The organism is Zhongshania antarctica, from assembly GCF_014202945.1.
GTDB lineage: Bacteria > Pseudomonadota > Gammaproteobacteria > Pseudomonadales > Spongiibacteraceae > Spongiibacter > Spongiibacter antarcticus.
This window is the reverse complement of sequence record NZ_JACHHW010000007.1, coordinates 136,102-162,129: the sequence shown is the minus strand read 5'-3', so window position 1 is coordinate 162,129 and position 26,028 is coordinate 136,102. Positions and strand designations below refer to the sequence as shown.

The window sequence follows — 26,028 nt, the reverse complement described above, 5'->3', positions numbered from 1 at the left end:
AAATACTTAGTCGTCTTTACCAGCGACAACTTTGCGACCACGGAAAAAGCCATCCGCAGTGATATTGTGACGGAGATGCTTCTCACCGCTGGTCTGATCCACAGACAAAGTTGGACCAGTCAATGCGTCATGCGAACGACGCTGACCCCGACGTGAACGTGTCACTTTACTTTTTTGAACAGCCATGGCCTAAAAATTCCTCATAATAGAGATTAATCGCGGGGTTTTAACTGCCCCAAAATAGCAAACGGCGTATCGCCTTCCTCTGCGTCGCTTACCACGTTAACTGGCTCAGGTTCTGATTCCAGTTCAAACACTTTACAAACAGCGTCATCGTGATAGCTAACAAAAGGAGTATTAATGATCAGCTCATCCTGCAGCAAATCCGCTAAAACCAAATCTTCGTCTTCGCCTAAAATCAAAGGATCCAGTGATTTCGGCAGTGCTTTGGCTTGCTCGTCTGTCCACACAATGGCTAAATTAAATTCAGCCTCAATGCATATAGGCATTGCTTCCATGCAGCGTTGACACAAAACCTCAACCTGACTGACAGCAGCACCGACTATACACTTAAACCCCTGCTCACTTCGAAAAAAGCGCAAGTCTACGTCTACCGAACCGCTAGTATTAGCGAGTCCGGCAGCAAACCGGCTGAGATCAGCAACCTGTTGCGAGGCGTGAATTTTCATGCCACCAGCAACAAATTTCCGAGCATCAACGAACTTAGGTAGGGGCTGTCTTTGCATAGGCGCGCAATAATAGGGACTTCCCCCTCTATTGTCAAAGCAAAAACACCTGCAGCGCGCCTAATACCAAGGGCGATCAAGGGCTTCCGCGTCAAGGCTAGCGACCAGCCCCCTTAAAAGCTGAAGATTACCAACCCTGTCTAGCTATAAAGATGCGCGAAAATGCCGCCAACCACACCAAAGCCACTCCCCCTAATCTTGGCGTCGGGCTCCAGCTATCGGCGCCTACTGCTGGAAAAAATCGGACTACACCCCCACTGCCACACCACTAATATCGACGAGTCACCACTATTGAACGAAGCGGCGCCAGCATTAGCGAGGCGACTAAGCATCAGTAAAGCGCTTAGCGCAGCTAAGCTGTTCCCCAGCGCACTGATCGTAGCCAGCGACCAGTGCGCGGAACTAGATGGGCAAATTCTCGGCAAACCTGGCACCAAGGCTCGCGCACAAAGCCAACTCAGCAAGTGCTCTGGTCGCGAAGCACTCTTTCACACCGGAGTTTGCCTGCTAAACAGCCAAACCGGTAAGCAGTACACTAGCGTAGAAACGGTAGAGGTGGCATTCCGCACCCTAAGCCCCTCGGAAATCGAGCGCTACACCTCAAGAGAGCCCGCCCTCGATTGCGCTGGCAGCTTTAAAGCAGAGGGGCTCGGCATCAGCCTGTTTCGCCACATCCACAGCGATGACCCAAACACCCTAATAGGTCTACCGTTGATCCGGCTTATCGACTTCTTAAAAGAAGAAGACTACCCCCTACTATAGATACCCCGGCCACTTAGCGAGATAACTCACCCACAATCGGCAGCAAGCCAGAGAAATAATCAATAACCGCCAATGGCTGCCAGCGCTGCAGCCGCGCAACGCTATGTACACCGTAAGAAACCCCCACACTCGGCATAGCAATACGGCTGGCCATTTCTAAGTCGTACTCGGTATCACCCACCATCAGTGCCGATGCCGGCTCGTAACCACGCTCTGCACACAGCTGCGCAAGCATCAGCGGGTCGGGCTTTGACGCGGTTTCATCAGCACAGCGACTAGCACTAAACAACGAGCTTATCGGTAAGCCTGCAAACACCCGATCCAGGCCCCGACGACTCTTACCTGTTGCAACGCATAAATCATGACCAGCTGCTTTTAAAGCGCGCAAACTCTCCTCAACGCCAGCAAACATCTGACAGGGCTGCTGATCTGCCAAAATAAAGCTGCGAACGTAGGCCGCCCGTAACGCCTCAACCCCATCCGCGCTCAACTCTGGGTATAAAGTAGCAATAGCAATACTCAGCTCCAGACCGATAATATTGCGAATATCTTCAGCGGCGCACGCTTCCACGCCAAACTCCCGCGCCCCAGCCTGCATGCAGGCCACAATCTTATCGCTGGAGTCTAATATCGTGCCATCCCAATCAAAAATTATAAGCATTACAATTCACTACCTGCATTTTCTAATACTTTTTCTAACTCTGGAGGCAGCGGCGCCACCACCGAGATTCGCTTACCATCTAAATTAAACGCCAAAGAATGAGCATGCAAAAACAAGCGTTTCAAACCCAGCTTGCGGAAATTCGCGTCCGCCTCATCATCGCCGTATTTATCGTCACCAAGAATCGGATAGCCCGCATATTGGCAGTGCACCCGAATCTGATGAGTTCGCCCAGTGACAGGTCGCGCCTCAATTAAACTAGCGCCAGCAACTCGGCGCAGCAGGGTATATTCGGTTACCGACTTTTTACCCTCAAGCTCAACCCGCACCATGCGCTCCCCAGACGACAGCACATTTTTCTGCAACGGCGCATTTACCTGCTGCTTACGAGCTGGCCACTTACCGCCAACCAGCGCCAAATAACGCTTATCGACACCTTTACGGGCTTTCAATAGCTCATGAAGCTGCTTGAGCACGCTGCGCTTTTTGGCAACCATTACACAACCTGAAGTATCGCGGTCAAGGCGATGCACCAGCTCTAGGTGGCGCTGCTCGGGATACATTTGCCGCAACGCCTCAATCAAACCCAAGGATATTCCGCTACCGCCATGTACAGCTAAGCCTGACGGCTTATTAATGACCAGCAAGCCGGCATCTTCATACAGGATCGCCGAGCGCAAACCGGCATCCAAGCCCAGCGGAACGACGGACTCTTCACGCACCGCCACCCGTACCGGCGGCACCCTAACAATATCGCCTGCCTGCAATTTGTAATCCGGTTTCGCGCGAGACTTATTTACCCGCACTTCGCCTCGCCTTAAAAGGTTATAAATCCGTGACTTAGGAACACCTTTTAACTCTCTCATCAAGAAATTGTCGATGCGCTGACCGACATAGTCAGCCTCGACTGCCACCAAACGAACCACTGGATTGATGACTTTTTCGGATTCCACGTACACTCCTGTAACTCATTGAGTTAGTTATTGAATACTGATATAGTCGCCCGGTAGCAACCGGGTCCGGTTCCCACCACAGCAGGGCTGTGATGAGAGGGAAGACCGCCGGCTAATACTAAGGCAAAGATTGCGACACATTCGCATAGCCTTATTTACATAAGTGAATAGCAGTGTACCGGCGGGCATTCTACCGTAGTGTCGGTACATTAAATAATAGTGCTGCCGATATTTGTTAGCACCGCAAGTGCGATAGAACTCTGAGAAAGCGACGTAAAGAACGTTACCAATACTGGCGCCGCAAATTGCGCCCAACAGTAATAGATGAAAGACGCCCAGCGCAGAAGGCCTCAGGGCCAGAATAAGCGAACTGGAATATAACGGCCAGGCAACGCGGCCCCACTGATGTACAAGGTGCACGCAGCAATAAATCAGCAGCCTCACCAGCTAATACAGCCTACATCAGAACGCTTAAAGATGCTCAATCGCATGAGCGGCCCGACAAATCCCGGCTTTTGGGATTTTTAGCTCATGAAAAGAATGCTTATTAACGCAACTCAACCAGAAGAGTTGCGCGTTGCCCTCGTCGATGGCCAACGCTTGTTTGACCTGGATATTGAAAATCGTACCCGCGTACAAAAGAAAGCCAATGTCTATAAAGGGACCATAACCCGCGTAGAACCAAGCCTCGAAGCCGCCTTTGTCGATTTTGGTGCTGAGCGCCACGGCTTTCTACCCCTCAAAGAAATCTCTAAAGAATACTTCTACCGCAACCCTGCCGATGGCAGCGGCGGTCGCGCCAAAATCAAAGATCTTGTCAAAGAAGGCACCCAGGTCATTGTCCAGGTAGAAAAGGAAGAGCGCGGCAATAAAGGCGCCGCCCTCACCACCTTTATAAGCCTCGCTGGCCGCTATATGGTCTTAATGCCCAACAACCCACGGGCCGGCGGCATTTCTCGCCGCATCGAGGGCGACGAGCGCACAGAATTACGCGACGCCTTAAACTCAATCAATATCCCCGATGCGATGGGCGTTATTGTCCGCACCGCTGGGGTAGGCCGCAGCTCAGAAGAATTGCAGTGGGACTTGGACTATTTGCTACACCTTTGGTCAGCAATCAAGCAAGCATCAGAGGAACGCAAAGCACCGATCCTGATTCTGCAAGAAAGCAACGTCATTATCCGCGCAATTCGCGACTATCTTCGCGATGATATCGACCAAGTTTTAATCGACTCGGAAGAATCCTACAACGAAGCCATGCATTTCGTTGAACAGGTCATGCCGCATTTCAAGAGCAAAATTCGTCTCTATAAAGATCAGGTACCCCTCTTCAACCGCTATCAAATTGAAAGCCAGATCGAATCGGCTTTTCAGCGTGAAGTACAACTACCCTCTGGCGGCTCGATTGTTATCGACCCTACCGAGGCACTGGTTTCTATTGATATAAACTCGGCTCGCGCTACCAAAGGCGGCGATATTGAAGAAACCGCACTGCAAACCAACTTAGAAGCAGCCGACGAAATTGCTCGGCAGCTGCGCTTGCGTGATATCGGCGGCTTAATTGTGGTCGACTTTATCGACATGCTCGCCGCGAAAAACCAGCGTGAAGTTGAAAATCGCGTTCGCGATGCCATGGAGCCAGATCGCGCCCGCATTCAGATCGGCCGCATATCTCGCTTTGGTTTACTTGAGATGTCTCGCCAGCGCCTGCGCCCATCACTGGGTGAAACCAGCGCCAAAGTCTGCCCGCGCTGCAGCGGTCAGGGCACTATTCGCGACACCAACTCTCTCGCGCTATCGATTCTTCGCCTGGTCGAAGAGGAAGCAAACAAAGAGAAAAGCGCTGAAATTCGCGCCATCGTGCCAGTGAACGTTGCATCGTACTTGCTTAACGAAAAGCGCACCGCAATATACGATATCGAGCAGCGCAGCGGCGTCCGAGTCATGGTTATCCCGACTCCGGCACTCGATACCCCCCACTTTGAGGTGGTTCGCCTACGCGAAAGCGACCTAGGTGACGAACAGGAAATCAGCTACAAGATAGTAGCCGACCTCGAAGCCGAAAAAGAAATCTCTGACGAAGTTGTTTCGACGCCTGCACCCGCCGCCGCCGTCGTTCGCACCCTCGCCCCCAAGGCGCCAGCACCTGCCGCCACCGAAGCTGTAGCAGCGAAAGCCCCAGCGGCACCTGCCGTAACCGGCGAAGGCTTTTTCAGCAAGCTGGGCAAGAGCCTTAGTGGATTATTTAAAACCGCCGAGCCAGAGCCAGAGCCCGAACCGACGCCAGCACCAAAACGCCGCAACGAAGGCAACCACAATAGCAACCCTCGCCAGGGAAATCGCAACAATCGTGGTGGTCGCAATCGCCGCAGCCCCGACCAGCGTCAAGCGCGCGACGATAACCGAGTAACTGATAACCGCAGTAACCGCGTCGAGGCCCAAGCAGCTAAAGTAGAGGCGCCAATCGAAGCCGCCGAAACACCAGCCAACACCGAGAATGAAGGCCAAGCGAGACCAAAGCGCCGCCCGGGCAACCGCAGACCACGCAATCAGCAGGAGCGTCGCCGCACCCCTGCGCCCAGCGATGACACTGCTGTCGCTACGGACAATCAAGCAAACAACAAAGCGACGGACACTACTGATGCCGCTACCACGGATAAAGCAGCAACCGTAACGCCGGAAACCAAGCCAGCAATTACCGTTCCAGCGGCAAAAAAACCCACGGCTGAAGAGAATGAGTTCACGCCGATCACACCAACAACCACCGCTCGTTTTGTTCCAGAGCAAAACGAGGCCCCAGCAGCAGAGGCGCCACCAAGTCCTGCCGTTGTCGCCGAAAAGACCCCTGAGAACACAGCGCCGCCTGAAGCCACTCCAAGTGCAGAGTCTACGCCAGAGTCCGTCACTGCGGCACCAGCAACAGAAGCTGATGCAATTAAACCAGCGGAACCCGTTGCCAGCGCATTCAGCGAGCCAGCTCCCACTCCAGAAGCAACTGTAGAAACTGCGGTAGCCTCCGAGGTTGTGGCTGCACCTGAGGTCGCTGCGAGCGCAGATAAAGAAATACCGGCCACGGTAGCGAGCGCTGAAATCGAGACTGGAGCCGACGCCGATACGCCAACACAGGCTAAGCCAGCTGCAGAAAAGGCATCTAAACCGGTGAGCAAACCTGTCGCAAAGACGCCTGCTAGCGAAACAACAGCCATCAAGCCACGGCCAGTTGGCCGCGCAAGTAATGACCCAAGAGTGGCGCCACAACCGCTGAAAGCCCTTGAGATCGTTACCGCGCAGCCGCAAACGCCGAAACTCGATCCAAGCATAATTGCTCAGCCAAGCCCGAATCGCCCTGCTGCGCCCCGAGCAGCAAACGATCCGCGCAATTAAGCAAAGCACCTAAAACAACTAGCCCGGCCCCGTGCCGGGCTTTTTATTGCCTAAAATTTAAGCAAATCCTAATACATCAAGCTGATTTATAAGTCTTTTTCTCAATACTGCTTGTTTCGCCTAACAAGCTCTGTATAATTCGCAACTGCTGCGGAGGGGTGGCAGAGTGGTCGATTGCACCGGTCTTGAAAACCGGCGTTGGTTCATCCCAACCCAGGGTTCAAATCCCTGCCCCTCCGCCACTTTTAGCACCTTGTTAGCTCCCCTCTACGTACAAGCCCACGTTATATTCTGAAATCCAAACCGTTAATATGCGCCAATTAATTGCGCGTCCTCGCTACGTCAGCATTAAACACTACACTCTACTCAAAACAATGTTCAGCAGACGCACTCCCTAGCCATCTAACAGCGCGTTGTATAAGCGCCGAGCAACGCAATGATGGGCACGAGACTTATTAATGAGTGACAGCAGCACACTGCTAATGGCCCGCCAACCCATACTAAATAGGTACGGAAAAACCGTAGCCTATGAATTGCTGTGCCGCTCAGTCGAAATAGACTCATTAAAATCACAGAACGAAAATGGCACCATGGCAACGGGCGAGGTTTTAATTGGCGCCTTTCATGACCTCGGTATCGACTCCATTACCAATGGGCTCCCCGCCTTTGTTAATCTCACTGAGTCTTGGTTGTACAACCCACCCGCAGTGCAAGCCGACAAACTCGTTTGTGAAGTGCTAGAATATATTTCTGCCACACCAGCTAATATTGAAGCCGTCCAGCAACTGCGCAGGCTCGGCTTTAAAGTCGCCCTAGATGACTATACTGGCGACCCCGAACAAGACAAATGGCTCCCCCACGTTGACATCGTTAAAGTGGATATAAGTGACCTATTACCCGGCCACAGCTCTGCATCACTGCTTCAGCAGCACCAGCGCGACGGCTTGATCTGGCTAGCAGAAAAAGTCGAGACCATTAAGGAATTTGAGCGCTGCAAAGAAGAAGGCTACAGCCTTTTTCAGGGCTTTTTCTTTAGTCGGCCTGCTCCTTTGTTCGGCAAACGCAACAACGACAGCCAATTTGCAGTTATGCGCTTACTCAAAGTATTAGGCAATGACGAAAGTACAATGCTGGATATCAGTCGTGCGATCCAGAGTGACCCGCAACTTAGCTACCGTATTCTGCAGTTCATGAACTCGGCCAGCGTCGCAAAAGTGACAGAAATCACCTCGGTGCATCATGCGGCCACCATGGCTGGAGTCAACCGCATTAAATCATGGGCTACTATGCTAGTGCTGAGTCGCCTAGATCACAAACCCCGCGCCCTGTTGGAACAGGCGCTATGTCGCGCCTATTTATGTCAATTGCTCGCCCAGAAACACCCAGGCGTAGATCAGCACACCGCATACACTACCGGCATGTTTTCGCTGCTAGACGCCTTTATAGACATTCCGCTGAAAGACGTTTGTTCAAAGCTTGCTTTACCTGCAAGCATGACGACTGCCCTTCTTGATCACACGGGGGCTTACGGCGAAATTCTCGATCTTGCGATTGCCTTAAGCAAGGGCAACTGGCCCCAAATTACAGGCTTATCGACGGACATTAGCCTTGCGGATCTTGCCGATATTCAAAGCAAAGCATTTACCGAGCTTAGCCAACAATTAAAACTAACTGGATTAAGCTAAGTTAACCTTCGCATGCATAGGCTTGCAGTCGTAACACCCCACGAAGTATGATTACCTAAGCTTTAACCCTTCTTTTACTACGGAGTCATCCATGCAAGACAAATCGGTCTTTCAGACAGGCGCGCACGCCCAGCCCGTTCTCGAAACCAACAAGGTGCTGCGCAATACATATATGCTGCTCGGCATCACCCTTGTCACTAGCGCCCTCTGTGCTGGTTTGGCAATGGCCATGAATATTGGTCACATCACTGGCCTTATTTTAATGGTTTTAGGCTTTGTCATGCTATTCGTGGTTAATAAGACTGCAGACTCAAGTAAAGGCATTGTTGCCATATTTGTGTTTACTGGTCTATTAGGCGCCGCGCTGGGCCCAATGCTTAAAATGTACTTAGCCCTGCCTAATGGCGGCGAACTGGTAATGCAAGCACTTGGCGGCACCGCCTTGGTCTTCTTTGGCCTGTCAGCTTACGTACTCACTACCCGTAAAGACTTCTCCTTTCTCGGCGGTTTTCTGATGATCGGCTTGCTGGTCATGGTCGTTGCCAGCATTGCGAATCTATTTTTCCAGGTGCCCGCGGCATCGTTGGCAATTTCTGCCGCAGCCGTATTTATTATGTCTGGTTTGATTTTGTTTGATACCAGCAGAATCATCCACGGTGGCGAAACGAATTATATTCGCGCAACCGTCGCCCTGTATCTGGATATTTACAATCTGTTTGTACACTTACTGCATTTGCTTGGCATTTTTGGCAGCGATGATTAATCACCCCTCAATTGCACCTGCAACTCAACTGAGGCTCTTATGAGCCTCAGTTTCGCTTTACTTGTCAGTGGCCAACCCTGTACCGACCAATCCAGCTTAACTGCCCTACGTTTTTGCCAAGCAGCCCTTGATAGTGGTCATCAAATTTACCGGGTATTCTTTTTTAACGATGGTGTGCATTGCGCCAATCGCTTTACGACGCCCCCCCAAGATGAAATTGCCGTACCGAAGCAGTGGACAAATTTGCAAAAAACCTTTGATTTGGATTTAGTCGTCTGTATCTCTAGTGCGCTGCGCCGCGGTATTGTGGACAAGAAAGAAGCCGCTCGCTATGAACTGGACGGCCACAACCTGGCTGATGGCTTTACCATTGGCGGCTTAGGCCAGTGGGTAGACGCCTGCCAAAATGCTGACCGCGTTATTCGCTTTGGCGGTAATGCCCAGTGACATTTTTGTATTTGTTTACACGAGCACCCTACGGTCACAGCATTGCCCGAGAAGCATTGGATATGGCTTTGGCCAGCGCCGCATTCGATCAACACGTCAGCCTCGTTTTTGCTCAAGATGCGATTTATCAATTACTCAATACACAAGATAACGGCAATACCGAAAAAAAGCCGCATATAGGTGTAATCAATGCTCTGCCGCTGTACGAAATTGAGAATATCTATTACCTTAGTGACGACTGCACGAGCAGAAACATATCAGCCACAAACTTGGCACCCCACGCCAAAGCCCTCTCCGCCACAGAACTCGCTGACTTAATGCGCAGCGCCGATCGAATACAGAGTTTTTAGGTGAGCCTACATATATTAAGCAGCCCAAACAGCCTAAATCGATGCCTTTTCAGTATGAGCGACGGTGATGCCCTTATCCTTATCGAAGACGCCGTCGTGCTTGCCGCAACACAAATTACACTTGAGCACCGCAATATTCGTATTTCGGCATTGAGCGACGACGTTGATCGTCGCGGAATAAGCCCAATTGCGGCGATAACGCTGGTCGACTACCCTGGCTTTGTCGCACTCTGCGCGCAGCACCGTCACTGCTTGAGCTGGTAAGATGGCGGCGATAATCGTTAATGGCTGCAGCATCGCCACCGACCCTGATGGTTTTCTGAAAGACCTCAAAGATTGGTCCCCCGCCGTCGCCGAGGAGCTCGCCGCGGAGGCCGGCATTAAGCTTAGCGATAGCCATTGGCAATTAATTCAGCTCGTACAGCGCTATTATCAGCAATTTGGCCTGTCCCCCGCGATGCGGCCACTGATAAAATACGCCAAGCTAGCGCTCGGCGACGACAAGGGTAACAGCCTGTATTTTCTTAAGCACTTTCCCGGCAGCCCGGCAAAGTTACTCAGTAAAATTGCCGGGCTGCCCCGGCCCGACAACTGCCTGTAAATTAATCCGAGTTAAAAACACTATGATGGAACACCCTTTTGCGCAATATGTTCGCATTCTCGGTAAAGGCAAGACTGGATCGCGCTCGCTAAGCGCTGACGAAGCCTACGCCGCAATGAGCATGATTATGCGGGGCGAGGTTGAAGATGTGCAGCTAGGCGCTTTTCTTATGCTGCTGCGGGTCAAAGAAGAAAGTTGCGAAGAGCTCGCTGGGTTTGTGCGCGCTATTCGCGAAACCCTCAATGCACCCGTAATTGAGGCAGACTTAGACTGGGCGAGCTACGCTGGCAAGCGACGCCAACAGCCCTGGTACCTCCTTGCCGCACTTGCGTTGGCCGACAGCGGTTTGCGGGTGTTCATGCACGGCGCAGCAGGCCACACTGCCGATCGAGTTTATAGTGAGCAGGTACTCAACGCCCTCGGCGAGCCCTGCGCTCAGGACTGGCAGGATGTCAGCGTGAAGCTAGACAGTCGCAACTTTGCTTATATGCCGTTAGGGCGCTTCTCTTTGCCCCTGCAGCGCATGATCGATCTGCGCGCGCAGTTTGGCCTGCGGTCACCAGTACACACCTTATCTCGGCTCCTTAATCCACTGGCAGCGGATTACTCAATACAAAGTATTTTCCACCCTGCCTATGCTGACAACCACCAACAAGCCGCCGCTTTATTGGCGCAAGCGCACGCCGTTGTCTTTAAGGGCGAAGCGGGTGAAGCCGAGCGCAAGCCAGAGGCAACTTGCCGAGTAAAAACAGTTCACAATGGTGTGCTAGCAGAATCAGAATGGCCGCGCATGCTGGAGGGCCGCCAAGAAAAACTTGAGACTTTAACGCTAGGCGATCTATTCAACGCGTGGCGTGATGATGACATTACCGAATATGGTCGCCTCGCCATTCAAGGCACGATCGCCATTGCTTTGCAATTACGCAATCCCGAGTTGAGCCAAACAGAATGTCTCGCGCGCGCCCAATCAATTTGGCAACAGCGTAACCGCGAGCGGCTTACCGCCACAGCGACGGAATCAATATGAGCTTCAGACCGCTAGACCCTACAAAATACCCACAATTACTCAATGAAAAGGTCAGCACAGTAAGCGCACTCTTCGCCGACCTCCAACTGCCAAAGCCAGAAGTTTACCCTTCGCCCGCCGAGCATTACCGCCTGCGCGCTGAGTTCCGCATTTGGCATGAAGGTGACAGCTTCTTTTACGCCATGTTTGATCCAGCCGAACCGAGAGTGCCGGTGCGCATCGACCACTTCCCCACGGCCTCGCGGACTATATGTGAGCTTATGGAGCCGCTGCGGCAAGCCTTAGGCGAGCAGCTAGTGCTGAGCAAGCGGCTATACCAAATTGATTTTCTGAGTACGCTAAGTGGCGATACTCTGGTCACCTTAATTTACCACCGCCGCTTAGACGACGAGTGGCAAGCCGCCGCGCAAACTGTTGCAGCCAAATTCAATATTCAAATTATTGGCCGCAGTAAAAAGCAGAAGCTGGTACTGGGGAGAGACTACGTACTCGAGCAACTGCCTGTCGATGGCCAGCACTACGCCTACCACCAATACGAAGGCGGATTCACCCAGCCTAATGGCGAAGTCAATGCCAAAATGGTGAGCTGGGCCAAAGCCCGCTGCGGCCAAAACCCACACACAGATTTACTCGAGTTGTATTGCGGCAACGGTAATTTTACGATTCCACTGGCCAGCCATTTTCGCCGGGTACTCGCCACGGAGATTTCCAAAACCTCAGTAAAAGCCGCCCACGAGAACTTCGCCATGAACGCAGTGCATAACGCCGTTATGCTACGAATGTCGAGTGAGGAGCTAACCTCGGCCCTAAACAAGGAGCGGAGCTTCCGCCGCTTGGCCGATGTCGATTTGGATAGCTACGCAATCGATACTGTGTTCGTCGATCCGCCGAGAGCCGGTCTAGATGAAGCGAGCCGCGCGTTTATTGCTCGTTTCCCCCGTATCGTTTATATCTCCTGCAACCCAGAGACCCTACACCGAGATTTGGAAATATTAACAAAATCACACGCGGCAAAGGACTTCGCGCTGTTTGACCAGTTCCCGTACACTCATCATATGGAATGTGGTGTATTTCTTATAAAAAAGGGCGTGATATGACCGTTAAACTTACCGAGCAAGAAGTCAGCGATGCATTAACAGCATTAAAAGGTTGGGAGTTGCGCGACGGAAAACTTTGCACTGATTTGGAGTTTGATAATTTCATCAGCGCCTTTGCCTTTATGACTCGGGTAGCCATGCGCGCCGAAAAAATTGACCACCACCCGGAGTGGAGCAATGTTTACAAAAAAGTCAGTATTGCCCTAACCACCCACGATGCTGGCGGTTTAAGCGCCAAAGATCTCGCCCTAGCCGAAGCCATTAAGCAGGAGCTAAGTCGCTAGTTCACGCAGGGCTAGCCTAGTAAAAATCGACCCCAAGACTTTGCAGGTGACGGCTCAAATAGTCGTCTAAATTTGCGATATCTTCGGGGTGCACGTCGAGCACTGCAAAACCCAACTTTTTACACAGTTCAGCCCGACACATGCGGGCAGAAATGATATCAGAGTGATCATCTGCGCCCCAATACTCGATATACACGCCACTTTGTGGCAGGTAAAAATCACTGACTAACAACTCCGCTACTGGCAACGCACGGTACATCGCGTAACGCAGACCAGCCAAGTACAGCCACTGCGCAATTGCCCAGTGAGCCTGGTTTTTACACGCCTTACCATCGATACTGCGCAATTCCAGGCTCGTCGCAGCAAATAAATCTCCGTCACTTGGGGCATCAGGCTTACAGAGCGCCAAGATGCGCTTAAAGCCCGATCGCAGCGGAATATCTTCAGGCCACAGCACATAACTCAAACTACTTTGCTGATTCTCAAAGACTTGCCCCCCCGCCTTGACGCCCTGCTCTGTCAATTCCCAACCCCGGTGACTGGGCTTTAGCCAGCCAAGCTCAACCAACATCCGGTTGATCTCTCGACCGCTAAACCCTTCAGCTCGCCCCAAAGCAGCCGCAGACAGGAGTTTATTGCTCTCTATGGCTTGAAAAAGCGGGTGATCTAAGAGCGTTGACGGCCAGACAATATAGCGACCGTAACGCTTGCTGTTAACATAGCTACCGCCCTCAAATTCACCTTTCGCGGTTAAGAACCAGCCCTCGTCCGCTTTGCGAATCCAACCGTAATCTTTAAGCACTGAAAACAGCTGTTGAACCGGTATTTCACCAAGTTTAGCGAGCGCTGAGGTAGATACTTTATCCACAGACATCCTTAGGCCACGGGGTAGCGAGCGGCAAGGCTCTGGTAGACATCGTCAGCAAATTGCGGCGACGCCATATCGGCTGTGGCCAGTATTTGCACAAGATGGACATTATCCTCTTCACCTTGCCAGATCTTGATGTAACTACCGTCTTTATAGCCGTTATCTTGGCGGAAAAAATTAAGCACGTTTTTACCGACGTACTGTTTATAGAGTTGATCAAAGCTCAGCTCGGCAGCGGCCATCAGATCCCAGAACAAACTCACCGAAAAAGACTTTTCAGTTAGGCAGTAAGCAGCGAGCGACTCTGTTGCCGCCAAAACATCTTTACCAGAAGCTCGGTAATTACCGAGTTCGGCGACAATTTCATCGGCCAGCTCATCAGTATCTGCACCCACTCTGAACATAGCGCTCAAGCCGAAGTGCCAGATATCAACGATTTCTAGCTGTACCTGTTGAATATCAGGCTGTTGCTTTTTCCACCATTTGTAACCGTAGTGATCCATTAATTCAGCGCACTCGATCCACGCCGCGCGATACCAAGCAAAACCTTGGTCTCGCCACTCAGCGTGAACTTTGGAATTCATACGATCTTGCAGGCCCAGCATGGTGACAAACGCTTGGCGATTATTTATATCTGACACGGGAACCCCAACAAATTAAAATCTAGGGGAGCATGATAAACAAGGATGGTGGCGAACGCAGTGGAAATTTACAGTTTACCCGCTTTCACTTTCGCTTCGCTGGCTTTAGCCAGGCGCTCTGACAAGGTAATAAAATAATTTAGGGTATCCGCGTCGGGGGAAAAGCGGAAATCCGCCTGGATCCTCCCTGCAATTGACTCGGGAGTCTGCGCAGAAAAATTTGCAGAATAACTCAGGCGCTGACTGATCGGACACAAGCTGATCGTCGACTGAGGGCCATGCATGGAGTAGCATTTCGCTTCGAGGGCACTGGATTTACTTTTTCGCCAAAAACTCATCAGGCACAACGCTGCTGAGACAACGGCGCGTCGAATGCCAAGCGCACGACCCGACCATAAGCAAAATCAATTATTTGCAAAGGCTGACCTGATAGCAAGTGACTCGCTACGGGAAGCGGGAGATTAGGCAAGCAGATGGTTTTACGGTGTTCGTCAGCCTCCGCAAACAGCAAGACCAAATCGAGAATTTCCTGACCTTTTGACGATTCGCGCGGATAAAGGGTGTAATCAAAACTCTGCTTTACGTCTGGCAGGATATTATCAACCGCAATATGGCGTACACTTCCGTCCTCGTCATAGCCTAGCAAGTAACTTGCGATAAGCATGTGGTACTCCTGAGCGCATTAAATATGCAGGCAATTATGCTGCCAAGCCCGGCCACAGGGAATCCGTTCAACTACCTACCATCAGCATACTATCGGCCCGCAACGCGCCGCCCACATACGGGAAATCCCCTACAGCTCAAGAATGCCGTCATCACTATCCTAGATCAAGTACCCGCTTCGAATGGGAAAACCTGCATGACTGAAACCCGAAGCTCGAGTTTCTGGATAGTTGATGACTCCAAGGCCGACAGAATCATTTTCAAAGAAACCCTCAGCCGCCTGGGTACGCAGCTACAGCTGCGTGAAATTGACGACGGTGAAATACTTCTCAATGAACTCGACCACAAAAAAAATAGCGAACTCCCCGATGTCATATTTCTAGACATCAGTATGCGACGAATGAACGGGAAATCGGCTCTGCAATTCATCCGCGCTGACAAGCGCTACGATCACATCTATATCGTGATGCAAACCGTGTCCTATCGCGAGCGAAGCGAATGCATTGCCCTCGGTGCAGATGCATTTATCAGCAAGTCCACCAACTTCAATAGCTATTTAACAAAGCTGGCTGCTGTCGTCTCTGACTGGCGGGCAGGTGCTTAAGCACCTGCCATCGTTATTGCCGAGCACCTCGGCGATTCTCCGGGCTGGCCAAATCATCATTGCTTCGCCAAGGATTAATATCCAAGCCACCACGTCGCAGGTAGCGAGCGTACACCGTTAATCGCGCCGGTGCGCAATAGCGACTAATATCGCTGAAAATCTGCTCAACACACTGTTCATGAAAATCGTCATGCTCACGAAAAGACACCAAATACGCTAACAAACCCTCGTGATTTATACGCGGCCCACGATAGCTAATTTCAATACTTGCCCAATCAGGCTGCGAAGTCACCGGACAGCGAGAACGCAACAAATGGCTATACAGGGTCGCCTCGACCACATCGCCAGTATTCGCAGACAATAAGCTCGGGCTCGGTTGATAGCTATCCGGACAAATATCTAGACCGTCAATACACTCGCCGCGCGGCAGCATAATACTGTAATTGGCGGGCCAATCTTCGGGACAATAGATTGCCACCTGGACCTCGGCCCCGGCAGCCAGGCTCAAATCGTGGCGCAGCATTTCGGCCATGGCATCTAGGCCGGGTAAGCGAGTTTGATTAAACGAGTTAAGGTAAAGCTTAAAGGATTTTGACTCGATGATATTGGGCGACTGGGCCGGTACCCGAAACTCGGCACAGGCAACCAAGGGCTTGCCCTGCTCATTTAAGCAGGACAATTCATAGGCATTCCAAATATCCACACCGCCAAAGGGCAACACATCACCAAGCCCCAAACCATCACGCCCCGCCTGCCTAGCAATTGGATGCAAGCAGCTCGGGTCGTATTGACCGGGATAATCTACCTGCTCGCCTAGTGGCCCATGGCTTAGCTGTTCACTCATGTTTTATCCGTTTTTTACTAAATCGCTAACCCAAAGACATTCATTGACGCAGGCGAGTGCCCGTACGCAAAAGGTGCATACAATAAGCATAAGCCGCTAAAGTAAACACCCCGACCATGATGAAGGCCGTGGTGACATTCACATCAGACACGCCCAGCACGCCATAGCGGAAGGCATTGACGATATAGAGCATAGGATTCAAGCGCGACACCCCAGCCCAAAACTCAGGTAGTAAATCGATGGAGTAAAATACACCGCCCAAATAGGTTAGCGGCGTCAAAACAAAGACCGGCACAATAGAGACGTCATCAAAGTTGTTGGCGAAAACCGCATTAATAAAGCCCGCCAGCGAAAACATGATTGATGTCATCAGCACAATCGCGATCGTTACCCCAATGTGCTGGATATGCAATGTGGTGAAAAACAGCGACAGCGCTGTCACAATAATGCCAACCAGCAAACCGCGCGTCACCCCGCCAAGAACAAAGCCCCAAAGTATGGTGTTATTCGACATTGGCGACACCAGAATCTCTTCGACAAAATGTTGAAATTTTGCGCCAAAAAACGATGACACTACATTGGAGTAGGCATTGGTAATTACCGACATCATAATCAAGCCCGGCACCACAAACTCCATATAGCTGAAACCGCCCATTTGCCCGATGCGGGAGCCAATCAAGGCACCAAATATCACAAAGTACAGCGACATGGTGATGGCGGGCGGCAACAAGGTTTGCATCCAAATACGCAAAAAGCGCCTAATCTCTTTGCGGACGATCGTATAAAACGCGACCCACTGCTCTGCTAATGTCATTAATATTCCATCCTTATCAATACGTGGGCAGGCTACTTGGCGTTTAATAGCGCCACAAACAACTCTTCAAGCCGATTCGCCTTATTGCGCATACTGCTCACCTCGATACCACTGCCGTTCAAGGCCACAAATACCTCATTGAGTGACGTCCCCTTATTCAGCACCAGCTCCAGGGTGTGCTCATCGACCATACGCGTCTCAAAACCAGGAATGCTGATGTCGGTCTTAATGCCATCGCGAACATCGAGGATAAAGGTCTCTTTCTGCAACTGTTTAAGCAGCGCTTTCATCGTGGTGTTTTCAACGATGACGCCAGCATCAATAATCGCAATATGGCGACACAAGCTTTCCGCTTCTTCCAGGTAGTGGGTGGTCAAAATAATGGTGGTGCCGCTGCGATTAATTTCGGTGAGAAATTCCCACATTGAGCGGCGTAGCTCTATATCTACACCCGCGGTGGGCTCGTCGAGAATCAACAGCCGGGGTTCATGCACCAAGGCCCGGGCGATCATTAAGCGCCGTTTCATCCCGCCGGACAGCATTCGCGAAGCGACCTTACGCTTATCCCACAGCCCCAGCTTTTTTAAATATTTTTCGGCGCGCTCGCCGGCCACTTTACGGTTTAAACCGTAATAGCCCGCCTGATTCACCACGATATCCCAGACTGATTCAAAACTAGAGAAATTGAACTCCTGAGGAACCAAGCCAATTTCGCGTTTCGCCGCAGCCAATTCATTATCAATTGAATGGCCAAAGATGCGCACTTCGCCAGCGGTTTTCTTAACCAGCGACGACACAATACCAATCGTAGTCGATTTACCTGCGCCGTTTGGCCCTAGCAGGGCGTAAAAATCGCCCTCTTTAACTTCTAAATCAATGCCTTTTAGCGCTTCAAAACCATTGTCATAAACCTTGCGTAATCCCTTAATCTCTAGGGCAATCGCCATAATGGATTTCCTAAATCTGGTTTTCATTTGATAAGCCGACTATTTTGCCACGCCAGCTCGATGGAATACACTAGACAGCAGAAGTCTACTCGCAGAACTGATCTGCAATAATCCGCTTTGGAGACCCCGTGACAAAACGAAATGAATACTACCTGCAACTCTGTAGCGAGCTGCACGCGCTCGGCGCCAAGATTCTCCCTGAGCACCCTGCGCATAGCAAAGATAGCAATACAGAATTACTCGACAAGCTTGCTAAGCTCGAAGCCAACTTCGCAAAAAGCGACGACTACATCAACCTCGGCCAAGACATTATAACGCACATTATCAGCCACTACCCAGACATCACCCCGCATATGCATCGCGATCTTCTGTGGTTTTTTGGCGGGGACTGCCTGCACTATCTTGGCGACGATGAGCTAGAGCGCTATCAAAACATTGAAGAGCTGTATTACGAACAGAGCGCGGAGGATTCAAACACCTCGTATCGCAACATCCGCGCCCAGCAATTTGGCATGCATTGAGCAACAGGAACGCACCGCTGGGGCTGTTCCCTGGCGGTCATGCATGGCGCACGTTAAGCGCAAAAAACACGGACGAAAAAAAAGCGAAGCAGACGCTTCGCTTTTTAGAATTTGGAGCGGGAAAGGAGGCTCGAACTCCCGACCTCAACCTTGGCAAGGTTGCGCTCTACCAACTGAGCTATTCCCGCAAATCACGACATGAGATTTAAAAGCTAGTTTAAATCAATTTCACATATGCCGTACAGCCTTGATTAAACAGTCTTTTTACGTCAAACCTAAGCGGTTCGCATAATAAAAAGTTTTCATCAAACTGTCAATTAACAGATCAACTGTAAACTGACAAATTTACGCGCTGTGACGTAAATTAATTGGCGTCCCCTAGGGGACTCGAACCCCTGTTACTGCCGTGAAAGGGCAGTGTCCTAGGCCACTAGACGAAGGGGACGCCGCGAGCTCTTTCCAGAACAAAGCTGCTGTCCTTGAAAGAGCGCGCATTCTAGTGCGCCTACCCCACCCCGTCAAGGATATTTTCATGCCAATTTCAAATTTTTTCCAAAAAAAAAGAGAAGCATTTCTGCTTCTCTTTTTCGCTGTGCCGACATATCAGCAAAGCTGAATAATGGCGTCCCCTAGGGGACTCGAACCCCTGTTACTGCCGTGAAAGGGCAGTGTCCTAGGCCACTAGACGAAGGGGACGCCGCAAACCCTTCCAGACTCCGAGTCACTTGATGTCTGAAAGTGGCGCGAATTCTAGAAACCTTAGGCGCCGACGTCAAGTCGCTTTTACATTTAAAGTGAAATAAACCCAATTTTGCGCCTATTTTGGCCAATTAACAGCCAAACTGCACAACAATCAGCCAACTTATTTTGGATCTAATTTCAGCGACAGCGAGTTAATACAATAACGCTGCCCCGTTGGCGCAGGCCCATCAGGGAAAACATGCCCTAAATGCGCATCGCAGCGCGCGCAAACAACCTCTTCTCTCACCATGCCATGGCTAATGTCTCTATTAACTGCCACCACATCTTCTTTGCTTGGCTGATAAAAACTCGGCCAACCGGAACCCGAGTCGTACTTGGTCTCTGAAGTAAATAAAGCCAAGCCACAACAACGGCATTTATAGGTGCCCGCGGTTTTTTCATCGTTATATTCACCCGTAAACGCGCGCTCAGTTCCTTTCTGCCGGCAAACCTGAAACTCCTCATTAGAGAGAAGTTCCTGCCACTCTTGCTCAGATTTCACTATTTTTTCCACGAAAAGCTCTCCACCTTGGGCACTACAACACCGTATAATCGATGCACTCTGTTTTGGCGCTTCTATACTTCACCAGTATTAATCGCTTGAGCAAATTTAGCATTCTAGGTTAAGCACTACCAGCGCGACACCACAAGGTGTCACCGCCAACACGGACATAAAATCTGGCTTTACAGCCGATTAAGAAGGCAGGACATGGCTCTCTATAGCAAGTCGAAAAAATTAAACAATGTGTGCTACGACATTCGCGGCCCAGTATTGGAACGCGCCAATGAGTTAGAAGAGGAAGGCTACCGCATCCTCAAGCTCAATATCGGTAACCCCGCCCCCTTCGGCTTTAACGCCCCAGATGAAATCATTCAAGACGTCATCCGAATGTTGCCGGACAGCGAGGGCTACAGCGACTCCAAAGGCCTGTACAGCGCCCGCAAAGCGGTGATGCAAGAGTGTCAGAAAATCGGCATCCCCGGTGTTGAAGTCGGCGACATTTACCTAGGTAACGGCGCCAGCGAGCTCATTAGCTTAGCCACCCAGGCGCTACTGAATCAAGGCGACGAAGTGCTAATCCCGGCACCGGATTACCCACTCTGGACTGCGGTTGTTTCCCTTTCCGGGGCAACACCCGTGCACTATCTTTGCCAAGAGGAGCAAAACTGGGAGCCGTCGGTCGACGATATTCTGAGCAAGATTACGCCGAACACCAAAGCCATCGTCATCATTAACCCTAATAACCCCACGGGTGCGGTATATAGCCGTGCGCTACTTGAGCAGCTCGTCGCCATAGCCGAAGAACACAACTTGGTGGTGTTTGCCGACGAAATCTATAGCAAGATTCTCTACGATGACGCGGTACACATTCCCATTGGCAGCCTCAAAGCCGATATTTTGTGCCTGACCTTCAATGGTCTGTCTAAGGCCTATCGACTCGCCGGCTTCCGCAGCGGTTGGTTGATTGTGTCCGGTGCCAAAGACCGCGCCACCGACTATATCGAAGGCTTGAACATCCTATCGTCGATGCGCCTGTGCGCCAACGTACCCGCCCAGCACGCTATTCAAACTGCACTGGGAGGCTACCAGAGCATCAATGAGCTGATTCTGCCAGGTGGCCGCCTGCTGGAGCAGCGCGATCTCGCTCATAAGATGCTCAATGAAATTCCCGGCGTTAGCTGCACCAAACCCGAGGGCGCAATTTATATGTTCCCAAGGCTAGATCCTGAGATATACCCAATTAAAGACGATGAAAAGATGATTCTTGAATTGCTGAATCAGGAGCGGATATTACTGGTACCGGGCTCAGGCTTTAACTGGCCAGATGCGGATCATTTCCGCCTCGTATTCCTGCCCAACAAGCTGGACCTAGCTGATGCTATTGAACGCCTAGGCAACTTCCTAGCACGCTACCGCAAGCAGCTTAAAACCAAGACCGCCTGAAGCGGCCTACCACATCGACTTGCGCGGCCTATACTTGGGGCGTGAGTCGATAGTGCAGCACTTTTAACGCACGATCCGCATTTAATTCAGGAAAATCTTCCCGCCCAGCCAAGCGCGCGACAAACTCAGCCTCTGGGCAATGAACCGCCATTATCTCCCGCAAAAACGCTTCATCTAAATACGGCGCATTCAAGCAGGCCACAATATCACCGCCCTCGGGCAACAGCTCCCTAAAGCGTCGTGCTAACTTGGGGTAATCCTTCACGGCGTCAAAGCTGCCTTTCTGCAACGACGGTGGATCGCAGATCACAATATCGTAAGGGCCGAGTTTGCGTAGGCGCCCCCAGGACTTAAGAATATCGTGACCCAAAAACTTGAGTTCGGCCTCCTCACCACTGGTCGTTAATCGCGCGTCATTGCGGCGGTGGTTTTCGCGACCCACTTGCAGTGCGCCCTTGCTCATGTCGATATTCACTAGCCGCGCCGCGCCAGCCAATTCTGCAGCCACCGAAAAAGCACAGGTGTAGGCAAACAGATTTAAAATTCGCTTGCCGTCGGCGCGATCTGTCAACCATTGCCGTGTGGGCTGCATATCCATGAAATAGCCAATATTTTGTTTTGCAGCCAGATCAACAAGGTATTCCGCCGCGCCCTCTCTCACCGAGAAATTCTTAGGGATATCTCCCCATAAACAATAGCTTACCGGAGAGTTATGATATCGACTCTGAACTATAGCTGCAGCGCAGATCGCTCCAAATTCAGCCTTGAGTGCTGCACAAAGCGCCGCCCAAAATTCAGCTTCTGGCTCGCGATAAACAACGATCCAGAGCACTGGTTCAAAGTAGTCGACACTGAAGTATTCAAAATCCAAGAAGCATTGACCGCGTCCGTGAAACAACCGCAGTGCATCCCCTGCCTGCTGTATTTTTTGTGGCCATTGGGCGAAATTACTTTGCGTCACAAACGTCTTAAAATCACTCACCCGATGCACTCACCCTATACATTATTGCGTCGCGATAACCGGTAATCACTCGAATATAGCCCTCCCACGATTTATCTAAAGCCAAGTCATTGCTATCAACCAGCAATGGCCGGCCAGCCAAACCACTTATTTTAGTTTTGGTCGCCAACACCATAAAATTCTCCCTGCCAATTTGGCGGATCAGCTCCGGAATTAACTGTTGATTACCTCGTCCTAAGATATGACCTTGGCCACCAATGGCCGTAATCAATACTTTGACTGGGCCGCGATGATTCGACAAAGCAGCGGCGATATCCTCAGCATTGAGATCCTTAGCCAATAATTGCTGATCCTTAATTAAATCGAAACCCAGCAAGGTGTTTTCCAAACCAAGGGCGAGCATTACGCCCTGAGTGGTACTGCCCGGCCCAACCAAATACAAGGTATCCGCATCCATTTCGGCAATGACTTCGTCGGCTATATCTGCGACCACCAGTTCCTCTACCTCACGCCCGCCAGCTTTCACATGTTGCAAAAACCCGCCGACCCGAGGCACTAATAATTCACCGTAATACTTAGAACGTACCTGTCCCTGCCTGAAGGCAAGTTCATCGATATCGCGCACCTCAGCGAGGTCAATATCGACCAAGCCGCCATCAAGAAGCGTCAATACGATATCCGCAGCACTTTCTGGGCTTACCGCATAAACGCCAGAATGCATTTTCACACCGGCGGGTACCCCTAAAGCAGGCAGATTAGAGCCTACTGCGGCAAAAACGTCCCGCGCGGTGCCATCGCCCCCCACAAAGAGCAGTAAATCCACCCCGGCGGCCAATAAGGCCTGCGCCGCGGCCTTGGTATCATCTGCCCTAGTCTCGGCAATAGAAGCCGGCCGCCCTACCGAAACAAAGTGAAGACCAGCCAAATCACTGTCATCATGAACACCCAAACTGGTATGGGCCGACATAGCGCCACTGTAGCCAAACACCGTGAGCCGACCCTTCGCGCGAGCCGCCAGATGCGCCAAGCAACGCAGGGCGCGCGCTTCCGCACGACCATCGCTGTTGCGCAAATCATCGCTCCCCTTTAAGCCAAGAGGGCCGCCCGCGCCAGCCACGGGGTTTACGATTAAGCCTAACTTAAACATGTATTCCCTTTAAAAAATGTAAAGACGTGAACCAAAACCGCGTAACTGTGTAAATTACCTAGGTACATCAGCTGCATATAGTGGCCCAATAAATCCATGTATTCATCAACTTAACACGCATGGGAGAGCAATATGGATCAGCAGGACAACAACCTCGGCGCGATTATCGACCACAATGGCCGAGAGGTGCGCATCAGCGATGCGATGATCGAAAGCGCTTTAATGGCACTACAAGACAGTGACGCCGAGTTTATTTGCCGCCTTGCAGAGCGCGCAGCAAGCTAGTTCTTGCGGCATTCTCGGCGTGTAAATGACAGTAGCCTAACTCTCGGCGCGGTGGATAATGTTTGCGCAACAAATCGAATTGCTCACTGCGATCAGGTGTGTGAATGATTTCGCGAAAGCGCTGACTATCGCCAGACACGTCATACACCGCCAATACCGCCTCGCGAATCACGCTGAGCGCGTCATCGCCAATACAGCTCACTACTGGCGCCGACGCCGCTGCTTCACTGTCATCGACGTGCAATGATTGCCCAAGAAATGCGGCCAATTCGCTGGCAACCATCCGCAAGCCCGTTTTTTTGCCATCAAGGCTATATCCAGCGATATGCGGGGTTGAAATTGCGCAGCGCGCCGCCAGTTCCGACGAAAACGCCGGCTCCCCCTCCCACACATCAAGCGCCAAACGGATATCCGGCCTGCGGTCTATTAAGCTAAGCAACTCGTCGGTGGCGACCACCTCCCCTCGTCCAGCACTCAAAAGCACACTACTCGCTGGCATAGTGGCTAACAGCGATGCATCAAGCATATGAAAGCTCGGGAACGGTCCCGACACCGTTAAGGGCGCATGTAAACTCAGCAGCGTGCTATTCACCACTTCCTCTAGTGATGCCAAGCCGGGATGTTGTTTTGGGTCGAGCAGCGGATCGTAGGCCCTCCAGGGAATTCCGATAGCACTCAAGCGCTGCCCTAGCCGCTTACCTACATTACCATAACCAACTATACCAACTCGCCCGCCCCCCAGTAGCGTTTCCAGTAATCCCTCAAGGGTACAGATCACGCTGAGCACATAATCTACCACTGACTCAGCGTTGGAACCCGGCGCCGTGCAAAAGTGGATATTCTGCTCGCGCAAATACTCGCTATCGAGATGATCGCTGCCGATTGTGGTCGAGCCGACAAACCGCACCGGCGTACCGGCTAACAAGGCCCTATTGACCTTGGTAACTGAGCGCACGATTAATGCATCGGCATCTTGCACATCAGCGGGGCAAATCTGTCGCCCGCTGCGAGTGACTACTTCGCCAAACTGAGCAAAGCACTGCGCGGCACCGGGAATGTTTTCATCCACTACGATTTTCAATTGCTTTTATCCTAGATTACAGCTCAGCTAATATAGCCAACCAACTGAAAGTAATAAATTTTATGAAATATATTCCAAAGGTATATTAACCGCCGTCAGGTCCGTTTCTGCACCACTAGCGCGCGCCAGAGCCCACCGAAATTGTTCCCCGCGCTCAGGCAAACCCCGCCGCAGATAGCATTGCACCTGCTGCCAAACAGCCAATTGAAAGGGAAATGGATCGAGCGAATCGCCACCGAGATTGTCGATACTCACCCGAAATAGGCGACCGGCAGCCAGGCTAAACAAACACTCCAAAGCCTGCGGCCGCACTTCAACCCCCTCAAAAATACGCTGAGTCTCGCTATTACGACCATCCGGTTCATACCAATAGCCATAGTCTGGAAGCTGCCGCCGCGCCTCCCCTGCTATACACCAGTGCGCTACTTCGTGGAGCGCGCTGGCGGCATAATCAGCGCGAAAGACAACTTTGTGATGGCCACCAAACTCTGTCGCAGGCTGATAAAATGGCTCTTCTCCCCCGCCGATCAATACTGTTTTGTGACTTGGCGCAAAGCAAACGGCAAATATCTCGCAGATGCGCTCACTCCCCAGACCAACATCAGCGCCAAGCGATTCACGCATTGTAAAGCAGGCCTTTATCGCCAAGTAACTGAACGGCTGGGCGGCAGGCCTGGGCCTGCAGCATGACTAAATATTCCGAGGACAAATGCGCTGCGCCGGCCAATAAATGGTTTAAATAATTGCTTTCCGGTAGTAAGCCCGCTTCAACATAGGCGGGATTTGCCACATAAATCCACGCAGACTTTGCTCCAGTCGCCGTTTGTACCGCCATACACTCACGACTATAGCGCACTGGCGTGCCCTCAAAGCCATCCATTATGTTGAGTGCATCCTGATTCGCCAGGGCATATAAGACGCCTTCCACTGCGCCATAACTGCTGTGCACGACATTGGCGTAGGCCACGCCCGGCGTGCAGTGCGAGCGTTTATTAAAGGCGAGACGGTAGCCTGGCAGCCGGGCGCTTTCGGCGGCGCTAAAAGCCAGGCCCCGCGCCTGCATTCGGGCGGGGTTCATATTGGAACCATAGGCAAAATAGTAAAAACTCATCGCGAAGCACTTGGCAAAACAGGAAACAGGGAGTAATTTTAACAGAAAGGGACATCCGCGCACCGTCTTTGCAATTGAGCATGACGAGCAATGAG

32 protein-coding genes and 4 tRNA genes are annotated in these 26,028 nt (G+C 51.4%); 16 read left to right on the top strand and 20 right to left on the bottom strand.

Translation table 11 applies throughout. The annotated features are described in order from the left end of the window. Positions 1-6: 6 nt before the first annotated feature. Together rpmF and HNQ57_RS13705 are read right to left on the bottom strand one after the other, a co-directional pair. Entirely contained in the window at positions 7-186 is a 180-nt protein-coding gene (rpmF, locus tag HNQ57_RS13710) for a 50S ribosomal protein L32 (RefSeq protein ID WP_008250024.1), read from the bottom strand. Between the two features lie 26 nt (positions 187-212). Further along, a complete protein-coding gene (locus HNQ57_RS13705; RefSeq protein ID WP_184463905.1) occupies positions 213-746 on the bottom strand; it encodes a YceD family protein in 534 nt (177 codons plus the stop codon). A 162-nt stretch (positions 747-908) separates the two neighbouring features. On the opposite strand from HNQ57_RS13705, the gene HNQ57_RS13700 reads away from it, so the two are divergent. Then, positions 909-1,508, top strand: a complete 600-nt coding sequence (locus tag HNQ57_RS13700) for a Maf family protein (RefSeq protein WP_184463903.1) — start codon at positions 909-911, stop codon at positions 1,506-1,508. A 13-nt stretch (positions 1,509-1,521) separates the two neighbouring features. Here HNQ57_RS13700 and HNQ57_RS13695 read toward each other — a convergent pair whose 3' ends face one another. Together HNQ57_RS13695 and rluC are read right to left on the bottom strand one after the other, a co-directional pair. Beyond that, positions 1,522-2,169, bottom strand: a complete 648-nt coding sequence (locus HNQ57_RS13695) for an HAD-IA family hydrolase (protein WP_184463901.1) — start codon at positions 2,167-2,169, stop codon at positions 1,522-1,524. Then, a complete protein-coding gene (rluC, locus tag HNQ57_RS13690) occupies positions 2,169-3,122 on the bottom strand; it encodes a 23S rRNA pseudouridine(955/2504/2580) synthase RluC (protein WP_184463899.1) in 954 nt (317 codons plus the stop codon). The genes HNQ57_RS13695 and rluC overlap by 1 nt, the downstream gene beginning before the upstream one ends. A 531-nt stretch (positions 3,123-3,653) precedes the next feature. Here rluC and rne point away from each other — a divergent pair. From rne to HNQ57_RS13635, 11 genes are all read left to right on the top strand, one after another. After that, the gene (rne, locus tag HNQ57_RS13685; RefSeq protein ID WP_184463897.1) at positions 3,654-6,506 is read left to right on the top strand and encodes a ribonuclease E; all 2,853 of its coding nucleotides are present in this window, start codon (positions 3,654-3,656) and stop codon (positions 6,504-6,506) included. A gap of 152 nt (positions 6,507-6,658) precedes the next feature. Further along, positions 6,659-6,748 (top strand) — tRNA-Ser (locus HNQ57_RS13680). Positions 6,749-6,964: 216 nt separating this feature from the next. Continuing rightward, positions 6,965-8,191, top strand: coding sequence for an EAL and HDOD domain-containing protein (locus tag HNQ57_RS13675; RefSeq protein WP_184463895.1), 1,227 nt, complete (start codon positions 6,965-6,967; stop codon positions 8,189-8,191). A gap of 91 nt (positions 8,192-8,282) precedes the next feature. Next, positions 8,283-8,954 (top strand): Bax inhibitor-1/YccA family protein, encoded by a 672-nt coding sequence (locus tag HNQ57_RS13670; RefSeq protein ID WP_184463893.1) that lies wholly within the window; start codon positions 8,283-8,285, stop codon positions 8,952-8,954. A 39-nt stretch (positions 8,955-8,993) separates the two neighbouring features. Further along, the gene (gene tusD / locus HNQ57_RS13665; protein WP_184463891.1) at positions 8,994-9,401 is read left to right on the top strand and encodes a sulfurtransferase complex subunit TusD; all 408 of its coding nucleotides are present in this window, start codon (positions 8,994-8,996) and stop codon (positions 9,399-9,401) included. Then, entirely contained in the window at positions 9,398-9,751 is a 354-nt protein-coding gene (tusC, locus tag HNQ57_RS13660; protein WP_184463889.1) for a sulfurtransferase complex subunit TusC, read from the top strand. The genes tusD and tusC overlap by 4 nt, the downstream gene beginning before the upstream one ends. Then, on the top strand, positions 9,752-10,015 hold the full coding sequence (gene tusB, locus HNQ57_RS13655; protein WP_226968217.1) for a sulfurtransferase complex subunit TusB: 264 nt from the start codon (positions 9,752-9,754) through the stop codon (positions 10,013-10,015). 1 nt (position 10,016) lies between these two features. Next, positions 10,017-10,352: a TusE/DsrC/DsvC family sulfur relay protein gene (locus HNQ57_RS13650; RefSeq protein WP_184463887.1), complete on the top strand. Its 336-nt coding sequence runs from the start codon at positions 10,017-10,019 to the stop codon at positions 10,350-10,352. A 22-nt stretch (positions 10,353-10,374) separates the two neighbouring features. Further along, a complete protein-coding gene (locus HNQ57_RS13645; protein WP_244966197.1) occupies positions 10,375-11,379 on the top strand; it encodes a glycosyl transferase family protein in 1,005 nt (334 codons plus the stop codon). Beyond that, a complete protein-coding gene (gene trmA / locus HNQ57_RS13640; RefSeq protein ID WP_184463885.1) occupies positions 11,376-12,476 on the top strand; it encodes a tRNA (uridine(54)-C5)-methyltransferase TrmA in 1,101 nt (366 codons plus the stop codon). Before HNQ57_RS13645 ends, trmA begins: the two co-directional genes overlap by 4 nt. After that, the gene (locus tag HNQ57_RS13635; protein ID WP_184463883.1) at positions 12,473-12,760 is read left to right on the top strand and encodes a 4a-hydroxytetrahydrobiopterin dehydratase; all 288 of its coding nucleotides are present in this window, start codon (positions 12,473-12,475) and stop codon (positions 12,758-12,760) included. Before trmA ends, HNQ57_RS13635 begins: the two co-directional genes overlap by 4 nt. Before the next feature lie 16 nt (positions 12,761-12,776). On the opposite strand, the gene HNQ57_RS13630 is transcribed toward HNQ57_RS13635, so the two are convergent. The 4 genes from HNQ57_RS13630 to HNQ57_RS13615 all read right to left on the bottom strand — a co-directional run bounded on the left by HNQ57_RS13630 (position 12,777) and on the right by HNQ57_RS13615 (position 14,933). Beyond that, positions 12,777-13,628, bottom strand: a complete 852-nt coding sequence (locus HNQ57_RS13630; RefSeq protein WP_420825309.1) for a hypothetical protein — start codon at positions 13,626-13,628, stop codon at positions 12,777-12,779. A gap of 8 nt (positions 13,629-13,636) precedes the next feature. Next, a complete protein-coding gene (locus HNQ57_RS13625) occupies positions 13,637-14,269 on the bottom strand; it encodes a dUTP diphosphatase (RefSeq protein ID WP_226968218.1) in 633 nt (210 codons plus the stop codon). Between the two features lie 68 nt (positions 14,270-14,337). Then, entirely contained in the window at positions 14,338-14,607 is a 270-nt protein-coding gene (locus HNQ57_RS13620) for a hypothetical protein (RefSeq protein ID WP_184463879.1), read from the bottom strand. Beyond that, entirely contained in the window at positions 14,607-14,933 is a 327-nt protein-coding gene (locus HNQ57_RS13615; RefSeq protein WP_184463877.1) for a hypothetical protein, read from the bottom strand. Before HNQ57_RS13615 ends, HNQ57_RS13620 begins: the two co-directional genes overlap by 1 nt. A gap of 195 nt (positions 14,934-15,128) precedes the next feature. On the opposite strand from HNQ57_RS13615, the gene HNQ57_RS13610 reads away from it, so the two are divergent. After that, positions 15,129-15,536 carry a response regulator gene (locus tag HNQ57_RS13610; protein ID WP_184463875.1) on the top strand — a complete coding sequence of 136 codons (408 nt, stop codon included), beginning with the start codon at positions 15,129-15,131 and terminating at the stop codon, positions 15,534-15,536. Between the two features lie 13 nt (positions 15,537-15,549). Here HNQ57_RS13610 and queF read toward each other — a convergent pair whose 3' ends face one another. From queF to HNQ57_RS13595, 3 genes are read right to left on the bottom strand one after another with little or no spacing between them, the layout of a single operon-like run. Next, positions 15,550-16,380 carry an NADPH-dependent 7-cyano-7-deazaguanine reductase QueF gene (gene queF, locus HNQ57_RS13605; protein WP_184463873.1) on the bottom strand — a complete coding sequence of 277 codons (831 nt, stop codon included), beginning with the start codon at positions 16,378-16,380 and terminating at the stop codon, positions 15,550-15,552. A gap of 40 nt (positions 16,381-16,420) precedes the next feature. After that, positions 16,421-17,194 carry an ABC transporter permease gene (locus HNQ57_RS13600; protein WP_008250000.1) on the bottom strand — a complete coding sequence of 258 codons (774 nt, stop codon included), beginning with the start codon at positions 17,192-17,194 and terminating at the stop codon, positions 16,421-16,423. A 32-nt stretch (positions 17,195-17,226) separates the two neighbouring features. Further along, positions 17,227-18,141, bottom strand: coding sequence for an ABC transporter ATP-binding protein (locus HNQ57_RS13595; protein WP_184463871.1), 915 nt, complete (start codon positions 18,139-18,141; stop codon positions 17,227-17,229). A gap of 128 nt (positions 18,142-18,269) precedes the next feature. Between HNQ57_RS13595 and HNQ57_RS13590 the strand changes: the two genes are divergently transcribed. Then, positions 18,270-18,662, top strand: coding sequence for a PA2817 family protein (locus tag HNQ57_RS13590; RefSeq protein WP_184463869.1), 393 nt, complete (start codon positions 18,270-18,272; stop codon positions 18,660-18,662). Positions 18,663-18,774: 112 nt separating this feature from the next. On the opposite strand, the gene HNQ57_RS13585 is transcribed toward HNQ57_RS13590, so the two are convergent. The 4 genes from HNQ57_RS13585 to msrB form a co-directional block, all read right to left on the bottom strand. Beyond that, positions 18,775-18,850: transfer RNA gene (locus tag HNQ57_RS13585), tRNA-Gly, on the bottom strand. A 181-nt stretch (positions 18,851-19,031) separates the two neighbouring features. Further along, positions 19,032-19,107, bottom strand: a tRNA-Glu gene (locus HNQ57_RS13580). 175 nt (positions 19,108-19,282) lie between these two features. Then, positions 19,283-19,358 (bottom strand) — tRNA-Glu (locus HNQ57_RS13575). Positions 19,359-19,524: 166 nt separating this feature from the next. Then, complete coding sequence (gene msrB, locus HNQ57_RS13570; RefSeq protein ID WP_184463867.1) at positions 19,525-19,917, bottom strand: peptide-methionine (R)-S-oxide reductase MsrB; 393 nt, start codon at positions 19,915-19,917, stop codon at positions 19,525-19,527. Positions 19,918-20,112: 195 nt separating this feature from the next. Here msrB and HNQ57_RS13565 point away from each other — a divergent pair, with 195 nt between their 5' ends. Next, positions 20,113-21,348, top strand: a complete 1,236-nt coding sequence (locus HNQ57_RS13565) for a pyridoxal phosphate-dependent aminotransferase (RefSeq protein WP_184463865.1) — start codon at positions 20,113-20,115, stop codon at positions 21,346-21,348. A gap of 28 nt (positions 21,349-21,376) precedes the next feature. On the opposite strand, the gene HNQ57_RS13560 is transcribed toward HNQ57_RS13565, so the two are convergent. After that, entirely contained in the window at positions 21,377-22,330 is a 954-nt protein-coding gene (locus HNQ57_RS13560; protein WP_226968219.1) for a class I SAM-dependent methyltransferase, read from the bottom strand. Then, the gene (locus HNQ57_RS13555) at positions 22,323-23,456 is read right to left on the bottom strand and encodes an ATP-NAD kinase family protein (protein ID WP_184463862.1); all 1,134 of its coding nucleotides are present in this window, start codon (positions 23,454-23,456) and stop codon (positions 22,323-22,325) included. The genes HNQ57_RS13560 and HNQ57_RS13555 overlap by 8 nt, the downstream gene beginning before the upstream one ends. Positions 23,457-23,588: 132 nt before the next feature. Between HNQ57_RS13555 and HNQ57_RS13550 the strand changes: the two genes are divergently transcribed. Beyond that, on the top strand, positions 23,589-23,741 hold the full coding sequence (locus HNQ57_RS13550; protein WP_184463861.1) for a PA1571 family protein: 153 nt from the start codon (positions 23,589-23,591) through the stop codon (positions 23,739-23,741). Here HNQ57_RS13550 and HNQ57_RS13545 read toward each other — a convergent pair. From HNQ57_RS13545 to HNQ57_RS13535, 3 genes are read right to left on the bottom strand one after another with little or no spacing between them, the layout of a single operon-like run. Beyond that, on the bottom strand, positions 23,707-24,822 hold the full coding sequence (locus tag HNQ57_RS13545) for a 4-phosphoerythronate dehydrogenase (protein ID WP_184463859.1): 1,116 nt from the start codon (positions 24,820-24,822) through the stop codon (positions 23,707-23,709). The genes HNQ57_RS13550 and HNQ57_RS13545 overlap by 35 nt on opposite strands. A 60-nt stretch (positions 24,823-24,882) precedes the next feature. Beyond that, positions 24,883-25,446 (bottom strand): elongation factor P hydroxylase, encoded by a 564-nt coding sequence (locus HNQ57_RS13540; protein WP_184463857.1) that lies wholly within the window; start codon positions 25,444-25,446, stop codon positions 24,883-24,885. Continuing rightward, complete coding sequence (locus HNQ57_RS13535) at positions 25,439-25,933, bottom strand: gamma-glutamylcyclotransferase family protein (protein WP_184463855.1); 495 nt, start codon at positions 25,931-25,933, stop codon at positions 25,439-25,441. The genes HNQ57_RS13540 and HNQ57_RS13535 overlap by 8 nt, the downstream gene beginning before the upstream one ends. Positions 25,934-26,028: the final 95 nt, after the last annotated feature.